Below are 15,695 nucleotides of genomic sequence, written 5' to 3'. Positions count from 1 at the left end.
TCGGTAGCCAGTTATTCATAGCTTGTCTGACTCTCAATGCTTTAGTCAACTGTTGTGGCAAGCTCAATCTGGCCACCCATTAAAAGACATTAACATCGCTTCACTGCTAAAAAGATGCGCTATGAGTCAGTGCCACCTCGATATGATGCTGACTTGCGATTGAAGGCCGCGTTGTTGCCTAGATTGGGTGATGAAGGGCATTGCGGGCTATTTTTTTGAGTGGCTTGATGTGGATGTTATTGTCTTTTCCTAATATTTTTTAGTACGCACCTTCGCTATAAACGAGTTCATAGCTATGGCTATAAATTTCTAAGATATTTCCAAAAGGGTCTTCCATGTAGATCATGCGGTACGGTTTGCGGCCTGGGTAGTAATAACGCGGTTTTGCCATGCGTTTTTTACCTCCTGCGGCTACAATCTTTTCGGCTAACTCTTCAACATTGGGGTCTTGAACGCAAAAGTGAAAAACGCCTGTTTTCCAATACTCGAAATTATTATCGGGGTTAACCTGCCCTTTAAATTCAAAAAGCTCAACACCTATACGATCCCCCGTTGAAAGATGTGCAATGCGAAATTTATCCCAGTTATTGCCAAATACGTCTGTACACATTTCACCAATTGGGCTGTCATCTTCAACAATTTCAGTGGGTTGCATAATTAAATACCAGCCCATGACGTTTGTATAAAATTTTACGGCAGCCTCTAAGTCAGGCACTGATATGCCTATGTGTGAAAAACTACGTGGATATGATTTGCTCATAACTTATTGCTCTGTCATTGATGTTGTAAACAGATTACAAAACAGGCAGTATTAAGTGAAATTATCATTTGGAATGTATATGAGTACAAAATGTAATGATTAATCCTGTTTGGTTACGCAGTTTTTGTACACTTGTCGAGATTGGCCATTTCACACGCACTGCCGAGCATCTTCATATGACGCAGTCAGGTGTTAGTCAGCATGTGCGCAAGCTCGAGGAGTACTTGGGTCAGCCGCTTCTTATTCGGCAGGGTAAGCGCTTTACTTTGACGAGTACCGGTGACCGCTTATACCAAGAGGGCCAGAAGTTAATTCTTTCCTTGACTGACCTAGAGCTGCGAGTCGGTTTAGACCCCGCGTACGAGGGTATTGTAAAGATTGCATCACCGGGGAGTGTAGGGCTTAAACTGTATGCTCATTTTTTAGCGTTACAAAGGCAGTACCCTGCGCTGGTTGTTGAATATCGATTTGCACCTAATGAGGACGTTGAGAGGTTGATAGCCGAGCATAAGGTAGATATTGGCCTTATGACGCGCTTGTCAACGATGAGTGAAGTGAGCCTTAAACCTATTGCGCAAGAGGAGCTAGTACTGGTTACGCCCTCTGGTATTTTAGAACCTACGTGGGAGCAGTTAATTAAGCTAGGGTTTATTGGTCACCCTGATGCGGCTTATTATGCAGGTCAGTTATTGCGCGCTAATTTTCCAGAGTTCCAAAATAGCCATCAATTTAAAAGGTCGGGCTTTTCAAATCAAATCAATTTAATTTTAGAGCCTGTGAGTATGGGGCTAGGTTTTACCGTACTACCGAGTCACGCCGTAGGTGCTTTTAAAGAGCGTGAAAAAGTGGCAGTTCATCGGCTAGCTCACCCAGTGAATGAGACTATATATGTGGGTGTTCATGCGCATAAATTTAAACAAAATAGAGTTAAAACAATCATCGCCGAAGCCAAAAAATGTCTCAATACCCTGTAATACTTATACAGCGCAAAAATGTGCCTACTCATGGTCTATTGATTCGGTAATACCTGTTTAGATAACAGGTAGTTCAATACCAACGATCTCGATAACGCCTGCGCGGATATAGACTTTTATTGTAGTCACTAAGGTGCGTTTATGACTTACTGTAATAAAGTTGTGTTATGTTGTGTATCTTGTACGGGTGTGCTCTCAACGATACTCTAAACAAAATTATAGGGTCTGTGAGGCGATATTATTAGTAGTGTGCAATCTTAAGATAGTTAGGGATTGCGCTATAAGTTATGCCACGTGTGTTTTGTACTTACGAGCCAAAAAATAACAGCTTTAGGTATATGTAAGGTTTTAATAGCCGTATCATTTAAATATTTCATTTGGTAAGTCGTTTATTGGTACATCATTATTATTCTGCCCTTAATTCGTATAGAATCCTGATAGTTTTTAATTGATTGAGTATGTACTTTGCAATTTAGAAAAGATATTAATGGGCTTAGAGCTATCGCTGTTATAGCCGTTGTGCTATTCCATTTTTCAGCAGTGTGGATGCCGGGTGGCTTTGCCGGGGTAGATGTTTTCTTTGTTATTTCTGGCTTTTTGATGACAGGCATAATATTTAAAGCCATAGAGCAAGAGCAATTTTCGATAGCGAAGTTCTATATTGCGCGCGCTAACAGAATAATTCCTGCGCTGGCGGCATTGTGCGTGATATTACTGTTATTTGGTTGGCTGTATCTTATTCCCTCAGATTACAACACTCTAGGTAAGCATATAGCCGGTAGCCTGACCTTTGTGTCGAATATGGTTTATTTCAAAGAGGCGGGTTACTTTGATGCAGCCTCTAACCAAAAATGGTTACTCCATACTTGGTCGTTATCGGTAGAGTGGCAATTTTATATCGTGTACCCACTCATCTTGATGGCGATGAGCAAGTTTATGACCCTTAATTCGATGAAAATGACAGTGCTTATAGGCACTGTTTTGGGCTTTATATTATGTGTTGTTGTGAGCTACCAATGGCCTAATGCAGCTTATTACTTACTGCCTGCACGTGCATGGGAAATGTTGATAGGTGGCGTGGCATATTTGTACCCTATGGCAATAAAAGAAGACTATAAAAAGAGGCTGGAATGGTTGGGCTTTGCCTTGATTGTTGGCGCTTATTTTTTTATTTCTAAAAATAACCCATGGCCGGGTTATTTGGCATTGTTACCTATTGCTGGAACTTTTTTGATTATTCAAGTGCAGCGTAACGATAGCTTGCTAACAGGTAATGTTGTCTTTCAGAAATTAGGCACATGGTCTTACTCAATATACCTTTGGCACTGGCCAGTGGTTGTTGCTATTTATTATTTTTCGCTTAGTGAATCGTTTATTTATTTGGGGCTAGGGCTATGTGTATTACTCGGCTTTATTAGTTATCAATACATTGAAAAATACAGATTTAACAACCACTTTAGCGGGCTGCTCAGTTATTTAAAATGTCAGCCTCTCTATATGGTATTAGTGATTGGTGCAATCAGCTTGGCAGTATATCACTTTACTTTAAATGGGTATCGCTATCAAATACCGAAAAGTGTTTTAAGCTCTTTTAAGCGCGGTGATTATGAGTGTTTTAATAAAGATAATCTACACGCTAAAGTAGATAATTTTTGCACCATCACTGAAGGGCAAAAGAAAGTATTTGCCTTTGGTGATAGCCATTCATATTCCTCCTTGCCTGCACTTGAGTTATTTGCCAAAGGAAATAATTTTGCACTAACGTATGCCAGTTATAGCGCATGCCCACCTTTAATAGGAGTGTTTCCAAAACATGCGAATACAATTGACAAAAATTGCCAATTATTAAATGATAAAGTCATTAATTTTGTGATTGATAATCGCTACGACTTTGTTTTTTTGGCTGCCCGCTGGACATATTATACGCAAGGCGATTATACCGATGGGGCGATGCAATACATCGTGACTAAAAAAGATGAGCCTGCTAGCCAATTAAACTCTATAGCCGCGTTTAAAAAAGGTTTAGCGGAAACTTTTAAGCGTTATTCCGATAGTAAAATAAAAGTGATTGTCATGCTGCAAGTTCCCCAGCAAGAGATCGATTCAAAAAAAATCTACTACAATGCGCTGGTATCTAATCAAGTACAGCAAGTGTTACTCAATAAAAAAGCGATCAGCCTACAAAAGCATATGGCGTTTCAACAAGCAACGAATAAAATGATTAGGGATGAAGCCAAGCGCTATGACAATATAACGGTTGTAGACCCGACGTCATCATTGTGCGATAGCAATATATGCGCTGTTGGTGATGAGGCGGGTTCTTATTATTTTGATGACGATCATTTATCGGTTTATGGTAATCACCAATTAAAAGACTTTATTACCTCCTCTATTCAATAATTTCAACGTTTATTGAATAGAGGGGTGATGGTTACTGATCAAAGTCAACGGCGCTGTGGCGCTCGCGTAATTGCTTGGCTTCATCGCCCCAAGTTAAGTTAACGCGGCGGCCGCGTTTTACCGCTGGGCGCTGGGCAATGGTATTGGCCCAGCGTAGTACATGGGTATAGCTTTTAACCTCTAAAAATTCAGCGGCATCGTATAAATCCCCCAATACTAAGCAGCCATACCAAGGCCAAATAGCAATATCGGCAATCGAATATTCATCGCCAGCCATAAACTCGTTGTGCGCTAGGTGTTGGTCTAATACATCGAGCTGGCGCTTAACTTCCATTGTAAAGCGGTCAATAGGGTATTGCATTTTGCTGGGCGCATAGCTGTAAAAATGGCCAAAGCCGCCGCCTAAATAAGGTGCCGAGCCCATTTGCCAAAATAGCCAGTTTAATGCTTCGGTGCGCTTGGCTGGCATTTGGGGTAATAGCTGGCCAAATTTTTCGGCGAGATACAACAAAATAGCACCCGACTCAAATACGCGCGTAGGCTCAGTTGTTGAGTGGTCTACTAATGCGGGTATTTTGGAGTTGGGGTTGATCGCAACAAAGCCACTGGTGAATTGATCGCCCTCGCCAATATTAATCGTGTAAGCGTCATACTCGGCGCCTTGCTCGCCTAGCGCCAAAAGCTCCTCTAGCATAATGCCCACTTTTTGGCCATTGGGTGTCGCTAGCGAGTGTAACTGCAAAGGGTGCTTGCCTTTTGGTAGGGCTTGCTCGCGGGTTGCGCCGGCAATGGGGCGGTTAATACTGGCCCAATTACCGCCGTTTTTTTGCTCCCATTGCCATACTTTAGGGGGCTGATATTCGTTGCTTACTGATTCGCTTTTTTGATCGCTCGACATAACAGACTCTTACCTGAAAGGATTAGTATTTGATGTGACATGCAGCTTTTAAGACTGACGCTGCATGTGATAAATAACCAGTACGCGAACCGGTCATTTATTCACCACCTAGATCAGCACTAATGATATTAGTTGCATAGCTTTGGTATTCGCCTTCAAAAAGTTTTGCCATGGCATCGGGGAACAAATGAAAGTCGCCGGCCTTGAGTGCCGTGACTATGCCTTCAGAAACACTCGTTACCGTATCGGCTTCGTCAAAACCGGCTTTAGCGGCCATATCGGTTTTAATAGGACCAGGGTGCACGCTCAGTACTTGAATGTTCATGGGGGCAAATACATCTTTTAAGCCTTGTGTCACCGAGTATGACGCCGCCTTAGAGGCAGAGTAAGTGGTAAAGGGTGTAAAAGTTTTTATTGAGGCGACCGAGTTTAATTGCACAAACGCTGCGCCATTATGCTTTGCCAATACCGGTGCAAAAGCTTGGGCCATGCGCATCAGACCATAGACATTAATATTCATTTCATGCTCTAGCGCGGTAATGGCATTGCTGGCTAACGGGTCAGCCACCTCAAGTATACCGGCATTATTGACCACCACTTGTACATCGGGTGCTGCTGTAGCTAATGCTTTAATCGACGCGGGATCAGCAGCATCAAAGGGTAAAACAACAACCTTATCGCCATAGGTTTGGCTCAAGGCTTGAGCGCTGCCTGGATTGCGTACGGCTAAATAGACTTTACTGGCGCCGTGGCTAATAAAAGATTCTACAATCGCTTTGCCAATACCGCGGTTTGCGCCGGTGATTAATGCCACTTTCCCTTCAACTGAAAAACTCATGAGAGCCCCTAAAATTTTAAATATGAATGTGCCCGATCACTTAGCCATAAAATAATAAACAGCGCTGGCGTCAATACTTTACGAGGCCGCCTTTGCCTATTAATTATGTACCGATCGGTAAATTTGACCTATTGTGTACCGATCGGTATGATTGTGTCAACAATTTGTTGTAGCATTTTTTAGCGCTACGTATGCAGTACCTTTTTAACCGCCCACAAATAGCAGGGCACGAGGCCAATATGGCAAGCGGCAGAAAATTAACGTTTGATAAGCACCAAGCTCTAGAAGCAGCGATGTATGTGTTTTGGAAAAAAGGCTACGGTGGGGCATCATTAGCTGAGCTTACTCATAGAATGGGTATTAATAAGCCTAGCCTTTATGCGACGTTTGGAAATAAAGAGGCTTTGTTTGTACAGGCGACCGACTACTATGCAGAGGTAATAGGCGCAAAGCACAATGCTTTTTTAACGCAAAAAGATACACCGCTAAGTATGCGTCTTAAGCTTTTTTTAACGTCTATTATTAAAGGCCAGTGCGATAAAAATAACCCCAAAGGGTGTTATATTTCATTGTGCGCCGCCGAAACTGAAAGTGAAGATATTCCGCAAGCGGCACAGCAAAAAATACTGGAAGTGAGCGAGCTAACATACAAGGCGCTGGTTACATTATTTAAAGAAGATGTCGAGGCCCAACACTACAAGCTCGATACTCAAGCCCAGCACCACGCCTGTTTTTTAATGGCCACCATACATGGTACAGCCGCTATGGCGCGTGCTGGCAAATCTCAAAAGGCACTGATGCCTGTTGTCGACCATGCTATTGAAGGGCTGGGATTGGCGCTGTAGTACATCTTTTAGGTTTTATTTGAGAGTATTGAGATGCCGTTTTGCATCTGCACCATCACTCACATGAGGCTGAGTAAGTTTAGCTTGTTTTAATTAAAAATAATTGCCCGCATAGCGACCTACGCGACATCTAGCGTAGCAATAAATGCTTATGTTATTTATAGTGTATGATTCCTTTATGACGGCGGATTAGCCCTTTTTAGGTAATACATACATGAACGGATTGCATGCCATTATTGAGGCGCATGGGCCTATTGCTCATTTAAGCGCGACTGAGCTTGTTACTCTGATGTGCAAGGCGGCGCAGGCTGCTGGGGCGACGGTGTTACAGCATTATGTCCATGAGTTTGGCCCGAGCTTTGGTCATACCGGTGTGGTACTACTGGCCGAAAGCCATATTAGTGTGCATACCTGGCCCGAAACCGATTATGCCGCCTTTGATATTTTTATGTGTGGCCAAGTGAGCCTTGACCATGCCATGAATACTCTGCGTGCCGCCTGCCCAAATAGCTTATTGCAGACTCAAATATTGCTCCGTGGCCACATACCCACCCGCCTACCCCAGCAAGCGCCTGTAGTGTTGGCGCGTATATTGTTGCGCAATCGCATGCTGAGGCAGGTATGGTTGGCACACACATCAATACAAGAATACGAGCTAGAGCCTGCGGTCACCGAGCTGGTTAGATTTTTGGTACGCTGCTCGCAAGCCAAAAAAACACTTGAGCCGCCACCGCGCGTTAAAGCATTGTGGCGTGAATTTGTACTGTGTACGCAAATCTACGAGAGTTTTTGTTCGCAATATCTATCACACTTCGTACACTATTCTAATACGCCACTTACCACCTTAATAAGCCACTCATAAAGGATAATTATGCAGTTAACACGTCTTGTCATTTTCGCTATGTTATCGGTGATGCTGCTCGGTTGTACATCTGATGAGCAGAGGCTAGCCAAAGAGCTCGAGTCATTTCATGGCCATGTTGCTAGTCAAATTCAGCAACTTAAAACGCATATTAATGCCGGTCGTGTGCGTAATATTGCTTTATTAAAAAGCTATGCCGATGTTTTAAGTGTGCAAAAGCCCGAGCTTAAACCGATTATTAAGGCGCTCGCCAAAGATGCGACTTTAGAAGGCCCCATATTTACATCATTGGTGAGCCGTTTACACGATGCCAAAGTGCAAATACCGGTAGCAGCTAAATCACCCGCTACCGCGAGAGCTTTAATTGATGAATTTAATGCGATTAATACAGCGGCTAAAAGTGATTATTTTAATATGGCCTTGAGCGACCCGATTAATGTACTCGCCGATATGTCAGAGGGTAAGTTGGCGTCGGTTAATAGTGGTGCTGGGCAGGTCAGTAGTCATACGCAAGCATCAGGTAATCAACTAGTGGGTAATCCTAATTACGGGCAGTGGCAAACTGATAATTCTGGTACAAGTTTTTGGGCTTGGTACGGCCAGTATGCGTTTTTTTCTAGTTTGTTTTCACAACCAGTACGCTATGCCGATTGGTCGCGCAATAGGCGTCCTTCTTATTATAATGATTACGGTTACAATGCGTATTCATCGCCTAAGCAAAAACAGCAGTATCAAGCGACCGAACAAAAAGTACGCAAAAAATTTGCGAGTGAAGGCAAAAAATTTCAAAGCCCGTATGCTAAAAAAACAACCACTAATATAGACTTTTCTAATACACCAAAAGTGAGTGCGCCGGGTAAATTTAAAAGTGCCTATGCGTCAAAACCTACACATCAAAGTGGCTCAAACAATAAACCCTACCAAAGCTCTTTTGCTAAAGCGAATAACCAGACCTATACATCACGCACCAAAAATACCAGCGGCTCGCGCAGTTATGGCTCTGGTGGTAAATAGCGCTCCCGACGCTTAAATGCCCAGAAAATAACCCATCAGCATCCTGTTAAGAGATTTTTTGGGTTCGGCTGAATAGTTACGAAAAAATTTAAACTGTTCAAATCTGCCCACAAAAATAGCAGGTTTACTTACGATACAAGAGGAATGGAAATGTTAATTTGGCAAATAGCGGTAGTATGCATTAATGTTGTATTGGCGTTAGCGGCACTGATTGGCTTGCGCTATGGTATGAGCGCTTTAATTGGCGTGCACGTAAAAGATGAGCTCGATAAAAAAGACAACATAGCCTTTGGAATTATTATTGCTGGGGCTGTACTGGCTTTAATGTTGATTATGTCGGGTGCAATGTCCGGTGATGCTCATGCGTCACTCATGCAAGAGGCACTTAATGTTTCAATGTATGGTGTGCTGGGTATCGTATTACTTAAAGTCGGTTTTTTAGTACAAGATAAACTGCTCCTGCGAAAAATTTGCATACGCGATGAAATCAAAAAAGGCAATAGCGCCGTTGCTATTGCTGCTGCCGCCAATCTTATTGCAGTAGGTGTTGTAATCCGCACCTCGATTACCTGGGTAGAAGATGACAGTGTTAATGGTTTATTGCCTGTAGCATTGGTATTTATTGCCTTACAAATCATATTAGCGGCGGTCACTTTATTGCGTACCGTTATATTTTCTAAGCGCAACCCAGATAATACTTGGCAAAGCGCCATTCAGAGCAATAATATTGCCTTAGCTATTCGTTTTTCCGCGCAAATGCTTGCTACGGCTTTTGCGCTTTCTAGTGTTGCGTATCTGGTAAATTACGCATCAATATTATTATTTGAAATTGTCTATACCTGGTTGGGCTTAGGGCTAGCGGTTATGCTTGTTGTGTGGCTGCTATATACACTGGCATGCCCTATTGTTTTAAGCAAAATTAATGTAGTCGAAGAGGTTGACCAGCAACGTAATATAGGGGTTGCAGCTATAGAAGCTGCGCTATTTTTAGGGATTGCTACACTATTTATGGGCTTTATGGCTCATTAATTTTTCTCAAAAGCACCTGTTTTATGAAGTTATTGTTCAAAAATCCCGCAGCCATTTTACGTTACAAAGATTCACTCTTATTGGGGCTGATGGCGACAGGTGCGGGTTGTGGGATGGTGTATGAGTATTTAATTGCGCATTATGCCGGTCGCATTTTAGGTTCGGTCGATACCGCTGTGTATGCGATGATTGGCTTAATGATTATGGCTATGGGTATTGGTGCTTTTTATGCGCGTACCTTTCGTTGTGCTTATACGGGCTTTGCTTGGCTTGAAGCGGCTATTGCATTGGTCGGTGGTGCGGCTGTTTTAGCCATGGCTGGATTGTTTTCGCTAGCGTATGTTTTACCTGCACAATTGCAACATGCTTTTGGCTTGCACCAAACGATTAGCCTGTCTGGTGGGCCTGTTTTTGCGCTTAAGCAAATAGCCGAAGGCTTCCCTTACCTTTTAGGGTTGTTACTCGGTATTTTAATTGGTATGGAGATCCCATTTATTGCCCGTATACGTGAAGATTTATACAAGCATAAATTAGAGCACAATGCTGGCACAGTGTATGGCGCTGATTATATTGGCGGGGGTCTTGGGGCTGCGATATGGATTTGGGTATTACTGACTAAGCCGATTATTATTGCAGCGGCACTAACGGCCTTATTGAATTTAATACTGGGTGCAATATTTTTAAGTCATTTTTATAAAAATATTAAAGGTGCGCGATTTCTAGTGGCTGCTAAAGGGCTAACGGCCATAGTATTGCTGGCTATTTTGATGAATGGTACCGGCTGGATGAATGCTATGAGTAATATGCTTTATAGCGATCAGGTGGTTTATAGTAACAATACTAAATATCAAAATTTAGTGATTACCGAGCGTATCGCCTCGCCTCATAAACCCACTATTATTGATTTATATATTAACGGTCAATTACAGTTTTCTTCGGCGGATGAAGCGATCTACCATAGTTTTTTAGTGGCACCTGTGATGCTTGCCTCTGCTAGGCAAAACAATATTTTAATTATTGGTGGTGGTGATGGATTAGCGGCTAAAGAAGTTTTAAAATGGAACCCTAAAACGATCACCTTGATTGATTTAGATGCGACTATGATTAGTACTTTTAAAGGTGAGCAAGGCGATGTACCGCCGTGGTTGAGTCAGCGTTTAACGATGCTTAATGCCAATGCGCTGAATGATCCGCGTCTGCAGTTTATTTATGGTGATGCTTTTACAGAGATCGAAGCTTTAGTGGTAAGTGAGGCTATTTACGATACAATTATTGTTGATTTACCTGACCCTAGCCATCCTGATCTTAATAAACTCTATAGTGCTTACTTTTATTCTAAAATTGCCAGTTTACTCGCAGGTGATGGTGCTATGGTGGTGCAGTCTACGTCGCCTTATCATTCTAAAAAAGCATTTTTATCGATTGGTAAAACGCTAGCGGCAACGGGGTTAACGGTTGATCAGTACCATGCTAATGTTCCCTCATTTGGCGAGTGGGGCTGGTCGCTTGGTACCAAACGTGGTATCGGTGCGCAGCAGCGTATTACTAACCATGCTGACAGTGGCTTTGATCACGACTTTATTACCTATCCACAAATATTAGCCGCGTTTCATTTTTCTAAGTCTTTTTTTGATGAAATTAATAGCATAGATATTAATCGCTTGAGTGCGCCTACGTTATACAATTATCATGCGGAAGGTTGGCGCAAGCACGACGGTATTTATTTTGCCAAATAAAAAGGAAAAAATTTAAACTCCTGTGAATTTAAAAACTCGTGAACTTAAGAGAAGGCAGTGACTAGTCTTTGTGTAAACTCCATTAAAATGAATACATTACCAACTGCGCAGTTGATGTTGTTATTGACGGCTATATTTTGGGGGACAAGCTATGGACTAGCCAAAGAGGTGCTTTTATCTGTTTCGGTAGCAGCCTTTTTAGCGATTCGATTTTTTATAACAGTTTGCTTTTTAGTCCCTTTGTATCTCAATGATTATCGTAAAGGGCTAGCAAAGGATTGGCTTTTTGCATTGCCTACCGGCATTATTTTGTTGTGTATATTTTTAGCCGAGAGCTATGGCATCGTTTATACCACGGCATCAAACGCGGCTTTTTTAATTAGCCTTTGTATTATTATTACGCCCTTTATCGAATGGTGCGTGTTTAAGGTTTTTCCGGGGCGCGCGCTTGTGCTGCTGGCCTGCATGTGTTTGTGTGGCGTATTCCTTTTAACTGAGCAAAATTATACGCGTATTAGCCTAAACAAAGGCGACTTGTATATTTTGTTAGCAGCCTTGCTGCGTGCTTGTATGGTAGTGTGTACTAAAGTGCTGATGAAAGACAAGGTGCTTTCATCAATATGCCTGACAACACTGCAATCCGGTGTTGTTGCTGTTGGGGCTATTACGTTGTTGTGCTTAACCCCAGACTTTGCAAACTTCACACTACCGGATTCACCATCGTTTTGGTTTACCACGCTATATCTTGTTGTGTTTTGCACTATATTTGCATTTTTTGCACAAAACTATGGTGTACGCCATACCTCGCCCTCAAGGGCCTCACTACTGATGGGTACCGAGCCTGCCTTTGGCGCTCTCTTTGCTATGTATTGGTTGGGCGACACTTTTACAGTAATACAAGCTATAGGTGGTGTCATTATTGTGCTTGCCTCACTGGCCGCTACTGTATTCAATGCCGGCCGCCAATAATGCGATTACAGTGCAAGCGACAGGCAATTTACCTCGATACTTTAGAGGTGCGACGTTTTTATTGGAGATCTGAAAGCGTAATGGTGGCTCTACGCGGTGTTGTAGTGGCGGTATTTTTTTTAATGCGCGGCGCAAGCTTTAGATCAGGTTGTGCACGGCCTAAAGATTCATTTAGCATGAGCTGAATAACGTTATTGTAAGGTATTTCGTTGGCAATATTACACGCCCGCGGGAAGTAGCTGCTGCTGCGGTTCATGCCGGGGATAAGATTGGCCTCCATAAAATAACAGGTTCCATCGCTATCCATTTTGATATCAATACGCGCAAACCCTCTGGCGCCAAGGCCATTAAAAGATAAAGCGGCGATATCTTTAACTGCATTAATATCTGTAATTGTGATGGCTTTGAGTGTCTCGGTATCGTGCGCTTTGACGGCGGCGCCCAGTATTCTTAAGGTACCTGATGATACTGGAGGTACTAATTCAATAGCTGAAATACTCATGTTCCCATCATCACTTTTTATGACAGCGACGGTAAATTCTCTGCCGCCGAGGTACTCTTCAACGAGTACGGGTTGGTGATAAATACCATGTAAGGCTGCAACTTTAGTTTCAAAGTCTTGAAAGTTTTCAACAAACGATTGATCATCAATACCATTGCCGTTGGCGGCATCGGTTGGCTTGATAAATAAAGGGAATGAAAAAGGTAGCGCATTTTCGTTTTTGTGTTCGCCCGGCGTGGTTGTAAAATATTTAGCCGTTTTTATACCTAAGCTTGCAAGATGAATTTTGGCGAGGACTTTATCGGAGTCATATTTTAACGTTTCACGGCTAGAGCCAGAAAAAACAATGTGATTTTTGGCGAAATAATCAGAAAACCAGACATCTTTTTCACCGACAAGAGGCATGTATTTCGCGGCTAGAATCACCAAATCGGGACTACGTTTAACTACATCGCTCAAATCATTCATAGAGCTGCATTCGCTGACCTGTACAGTGTGCCCCAAAGCTTGCACTGCAGCCAATACATCGTTACACGCCAATAACGAGCCAAAACCTGTTTCTTTTAGTGTCGCATTGATAGGCGTGATTATTTCGATTTTCATTTCAAATTACCATATAGATGAGGTCCCATATTGGACCGAAGCGTCGGTATTATGAAATTAATTCAATGGGTAAGTGTTTAGAGCACACACTTGACAGACGGGGCGTTTGCTTATCGGTGTAGAAGGGAGGCAAAAAAGATAGGCTTTGTACCATAACACACAAAGCCTAAAGTCAGTGCATGCTTAATTTTGGTCTTGATAGGCTGCTAAAGTCGAGTGGCTAAAAAATAACATTTGAGCGTTTAATGCGGCAACGAGTGTGAGTTTTGATGAATGTGCTAAAATTTCAAAATAAAAAGGCTAATCAATAATAATTGATTAGCCTTACTTTGATACCGCTAAAGCGTTACAGTCTATGCACTAAAATATATATGCTATATGAAAAAACGAGTATACAGAGTGACGTATTAATTTAATTTTACGGCACTAATGTTTTTTTGGTTATCGTCAAATGTTAATCGATAGGTCCCGGCGCCTTGAGTAATTAAAAAGTCTTCTGCAGGGTAGGCTTCTGACCAATCATCAAAGCGAGAAATTTTAAAGCGTGGATTATCACCGCTAAAGCTTACTGTTGTTGTCCAAAGGCCGTTATCGCGTGTCATGGGTGTTGTTTGCCAGTTATTAGGGGTACCACGCAGGTAGGCGTTTTTCCAGCCATTACAGTTTGTGGTGCAATCACCGACTTTCGCACCCACATGGATCGCACTAGCATTGAGAGAGCTGACGTTAAAGCGAGCAGTACCATCACTATTTACTGTAATAGTTTCGCCTTCACAGGTTTTGGTCTGTGCATCAAAGTTACCATTGATAATATCGCAATATTCACCACTGGGCATGCCGGTTTGCAAGGTACGATTAAGATTACTCCTGTCTTCTCGGTTAATGGCAACAAAGCCTTTATCACCACGACTAAACGCAATTTGGTTGTTGCCATTGTCCCACCAGTTATTGACTGACCAATCACTCACGGTATAGTTGCGGAAGTTCACCATGTTGGCGATACCACGCCAGCGATGTTCGCAGACCCAGCCCTGTCCACAGCCGTCGCCAGAGTGAACGCCATTATCAGGTCGACCTTGGTTATAGCTATCAAAGAAGTAACTAGACATAACTTTGGGGTAGCCATAAGGGTAAGCGAGCATAAAAATTTCGCCAATATAATAAAGCCCAGAGGTATCTTTATAGGTGAGTGTCCTTTCGGGGTGTTCGCGCTGATCATCGTGATTAGAAACAAAAACCACTGATTGATCACTAGGTAAAACGTTATCCCACTGACTGAGGTAGCGCAAATTTTTAATTGGTACTTGCCCTTTAAAGTGACTGCCTATGGCACGTTCAAACGTAAACTCCGTGATGTCTCCGTTAGCACTATATTCTTCAGGTTGTACTGGCTCATTGGCGCGAATCACTTCTTGGAAAATATATGGATTACCGCGCACGCGCCGCAAAATAGCACCAATATCAGCCGCAGGAATATGTTTGGCACCATCAATACGGAAACCTGCAACACCCATATCAACCATTTTGTTCATATAATCTGCAATTTTTTGCTGTACGTAGGCGGATTCTGTTTTTAAATCACTTAACCCTAATAAATCACAGTTTTGAATCTTCCAGCGGTCTTGATAATCAATAGGGTCTAAGCAATGGTGGAAGTCATTATAGCCATAAGGCACCTCTGGGTGGGAGAAGCCTTTATTTTGCATATGGTTAATGACAGCATCAACATAAATCCCGACCCCTACATCTGCGCAGCGGCTAACCATACTTTTAAATTCAGCTTCGTTACCACTTCGGCTATTTAATTCGTAATCGGTCGGTTGGTAGCGGCGCCACCATTCATCACCCTCTGGTGCACCTTGCGGTGGCGATACTTGTACGGCAGCAAAGCCCTTTGGCCCTAAAACCGTTTCACACTCTTCGGCAATATCATTCCATGACCATTCAAATAAATGAACAAAAGCAGTTCTCGCTGGTGGCTCAGGTATTTGGGCATGTGTAACACCGGCACCACTGGCCAATGCTGCAAGCATCCACGTTGTTATTTTTTTGGGGATCGTATGATTCATAAATCACTCCGGTTTTCAGGTTATTATCTATGTTGTAGTTTGTAGTTTATTAAACGAATGTGCGCAGTTTTAGCCTGCGACGATGCCACCCCTTGTGGTATGGGTCATGCTTTTCCTGTAGTTATATTTTCATGGTATGCATAGCCTTAGTAGTGATAACTATGAATGGCTATGCATTTAATATTTTAATTTATAT

At 42.5% G+C, this 15,695-nt stretch carries 13 protein-coding genes; 8 read left to right on the top strand and 5 right to left on the bottom strand.

Annotated elements, in window-relative coordinates; all coding sequences use genetic code 11:
• Window positions 1–259 precede the first annotated feature (259 nt).
• Complete coding sequence (locus AC438_RS02540; protein WP_053979713.1) at window positions 260–760, bottom strand: lactoylglutathione lyase family protein; 501 nt, start codon at window positions 758–760, stop codon at window positions 260–262.
• Window positions 761–855: 95 nt separating this feature from the next.
• Between AC438_RS02540 and AC438_RS02535 the strand changes: the two genes are divergently transcribed.
• Both AC438_RS02535 and AC438_RS02530 read left to right on the top strand, forming a co-directional pair.
• Complete coding sequence (locus tag AC438_RS02535) at window positions 856–1,734, top strand: LysR family transcriptional regulator (protein WP_053979712.1); 879 nt, start codon at window positions 856–858, stop codon at window positions 1,732–1,734.
• A gap of 465 nt (window positions 1,735–2,199) precedes the next feature.
• Complete coding sequence (locus AC438_RS02530; RefSeq protein ID WP_053979711.1) at window positions 2,200–4,134, top strand: acyltransferase family protein; 1,935 nt, start codon at window positions 2,200–2,202, stop codon at window positions 4,132–4,134.
• Window positions 4,135–4,165: 31 nt separating this feature from the next.
• On the opposite strand, the gene yghU is transcribed toward AC438_RS02530, so the two are convergent.
• Complete coding sequence (gene yghU, locus AC438_RS02525; RefSeq protein WP_053979710.1) at window positions 4,166–5,032, bottom strand: glutathione-dependent disulfide-bond oxidoreductase; 867 nt, start codon at window positions 5,030–5,032, stop codon at window positions 4,166–4,168.
• A gap of 97 nt (window positions 5,033–5,129) precedes the next feature.
• Window positions 5,130–5,870, bottom strand: coding sequence for an SDR family oxidoreductase (locus tag AC438_RS02520; protein ID WP_053979709.1), 741 nt, complete (start codon window positions 5,868–5,870; stop codon window positions 5,130–5,132).
• A 191-nt stretch (window positions 5,871–6,061) separates the two neighbouring features.
• Here AC438_RS02520 and AC438_RS02515 point away from each other — a divergent pair, with 191 nt between their 5' ends.
• The 6 genes from AC438_RS02515 to AC438_RS02490 all read left to right on the top strand — a co-directional run bounded on the left by AC438_RS02515 (window position 6,062) and on the right by AC438_RS02490 (window position 12,325).
• Window positions 6,062–6,715 (top strand): TetR/AcrR family transcriptional regulator, encoded by a 654-nt coding sequence (locus AC438_RS02515; RefSeq protein ID WP_053979708.1) that lies wholly within the window; start codon window positions 6,062–6,064, stop codon window positions 6,713–6,715.
• Between the two features lie 214 nt (window positions 6,716–6,929).
• On the top strand, window positions 6,930–7,577 hold the full coding sequence (gene speD, locus AC438_RS02510) for an adenosylmethionine decarboxylase (RefSeq protein WP_053979707.1): 648 nt from the start codon (window positions 6,930–6,932) through the stop codon (window positions 7,575–7,577).
• Between the two features lie 9 nt (window positions 7,578–7,586).
• The gene (locus tag AC438_RS02505; protein WP_053979706.1) at window positions 7,587–8,591 is read left to right on the top strand and encodes a hypothetical protein; all 1,005 of its coding nucleotides are present in this window, start codon (window positions 7,587–7,589) and stop codon (window positions 8,589–8,591) included.
• Window positions 8,592–8,741: 150 nt separating this feature from the next.
• A complete protein-coding gene (locus AC438_RS02500; RefSeq protein WP_053979705.1) occupies window positions 8,742–9,620 on the top strand; it encodes a DUF350 domain-containing protein in 879 nt (292 codons plus the stop codon).
• Window positions 9,621–9,643: 23 nt separating this feature from the next.
• Window positions 9,644–11,356, top strand: coding sequence for a polyamine aminopropyltransferase (locus AC438_RS02495; RefSeq protein WP_053979704.1), 1,713 nt, complete (start codon window positions 9,644–9,646; stop codon window positions 11,354–11,356).
• Window positions 11,357–11,413: 57 nt separating this feature from the next.
• On the top strand, window positions 11,414–12,325 hold the full coding sequence (locus tag AC438_RS02490; RefSeq protein ID WP_202904690.1) for a DMT family transporter: 912 nt from the start codon (window positions 11,414–11,416) through the stop codon (window positions 12,323–12,325).
• A gap of 58 nt (window positions 12,326–12,383) precedes the next feature.
• On the opposite strand, the gene AC438_RS02485 is transcribed toward AC438_RS02490, so the two are convergent.
• The gene (locus AC438_RS02485; RefSeq protein WP_082353897.1) at window positions 12,384–13,430 is read right to left on the bottom strand and encodes a D-alanine--D-alanine ligase family protein; all 1,047 of its coding nucleotides are present in this window, start codon (window positions 13,428–13,430) and stop codon (window positions 12,384–12,386) included.
• Window positions 13,431–13,837: 407 nt separating this feature from the next.
• Window positions 13,838–15,499 (bottom strand): alpha-amylase, encoded by a 1,662-nt coding sequence (locus AC438_RS02480; RefSeq protein WP_053979702.1) that lies wholly within the window; start codon window positions 15,497–15,499, stop codon window positions 13,838–13,840.
• Between the last annotated feature and the right edge of the window lie 196 nt (window positions 15,500–15,695).

Origin of the sequence: Marinagarivorans algicola (assembly GCF_001292705.1) — a bacterium.
Taxonomy (GTDB): Bacteria; Pseudomonadota; Gammaproteobacteria; order Pseudomonadales; family Cellvibrionaceae; genus Marinagarivorans; species Marinagarivorans algicola.
The sequence above is the reverse complement of the archived record's forward strand: the minus strand, read 5'-3'. Positions and strand labels throughout refer to the sequence as shown.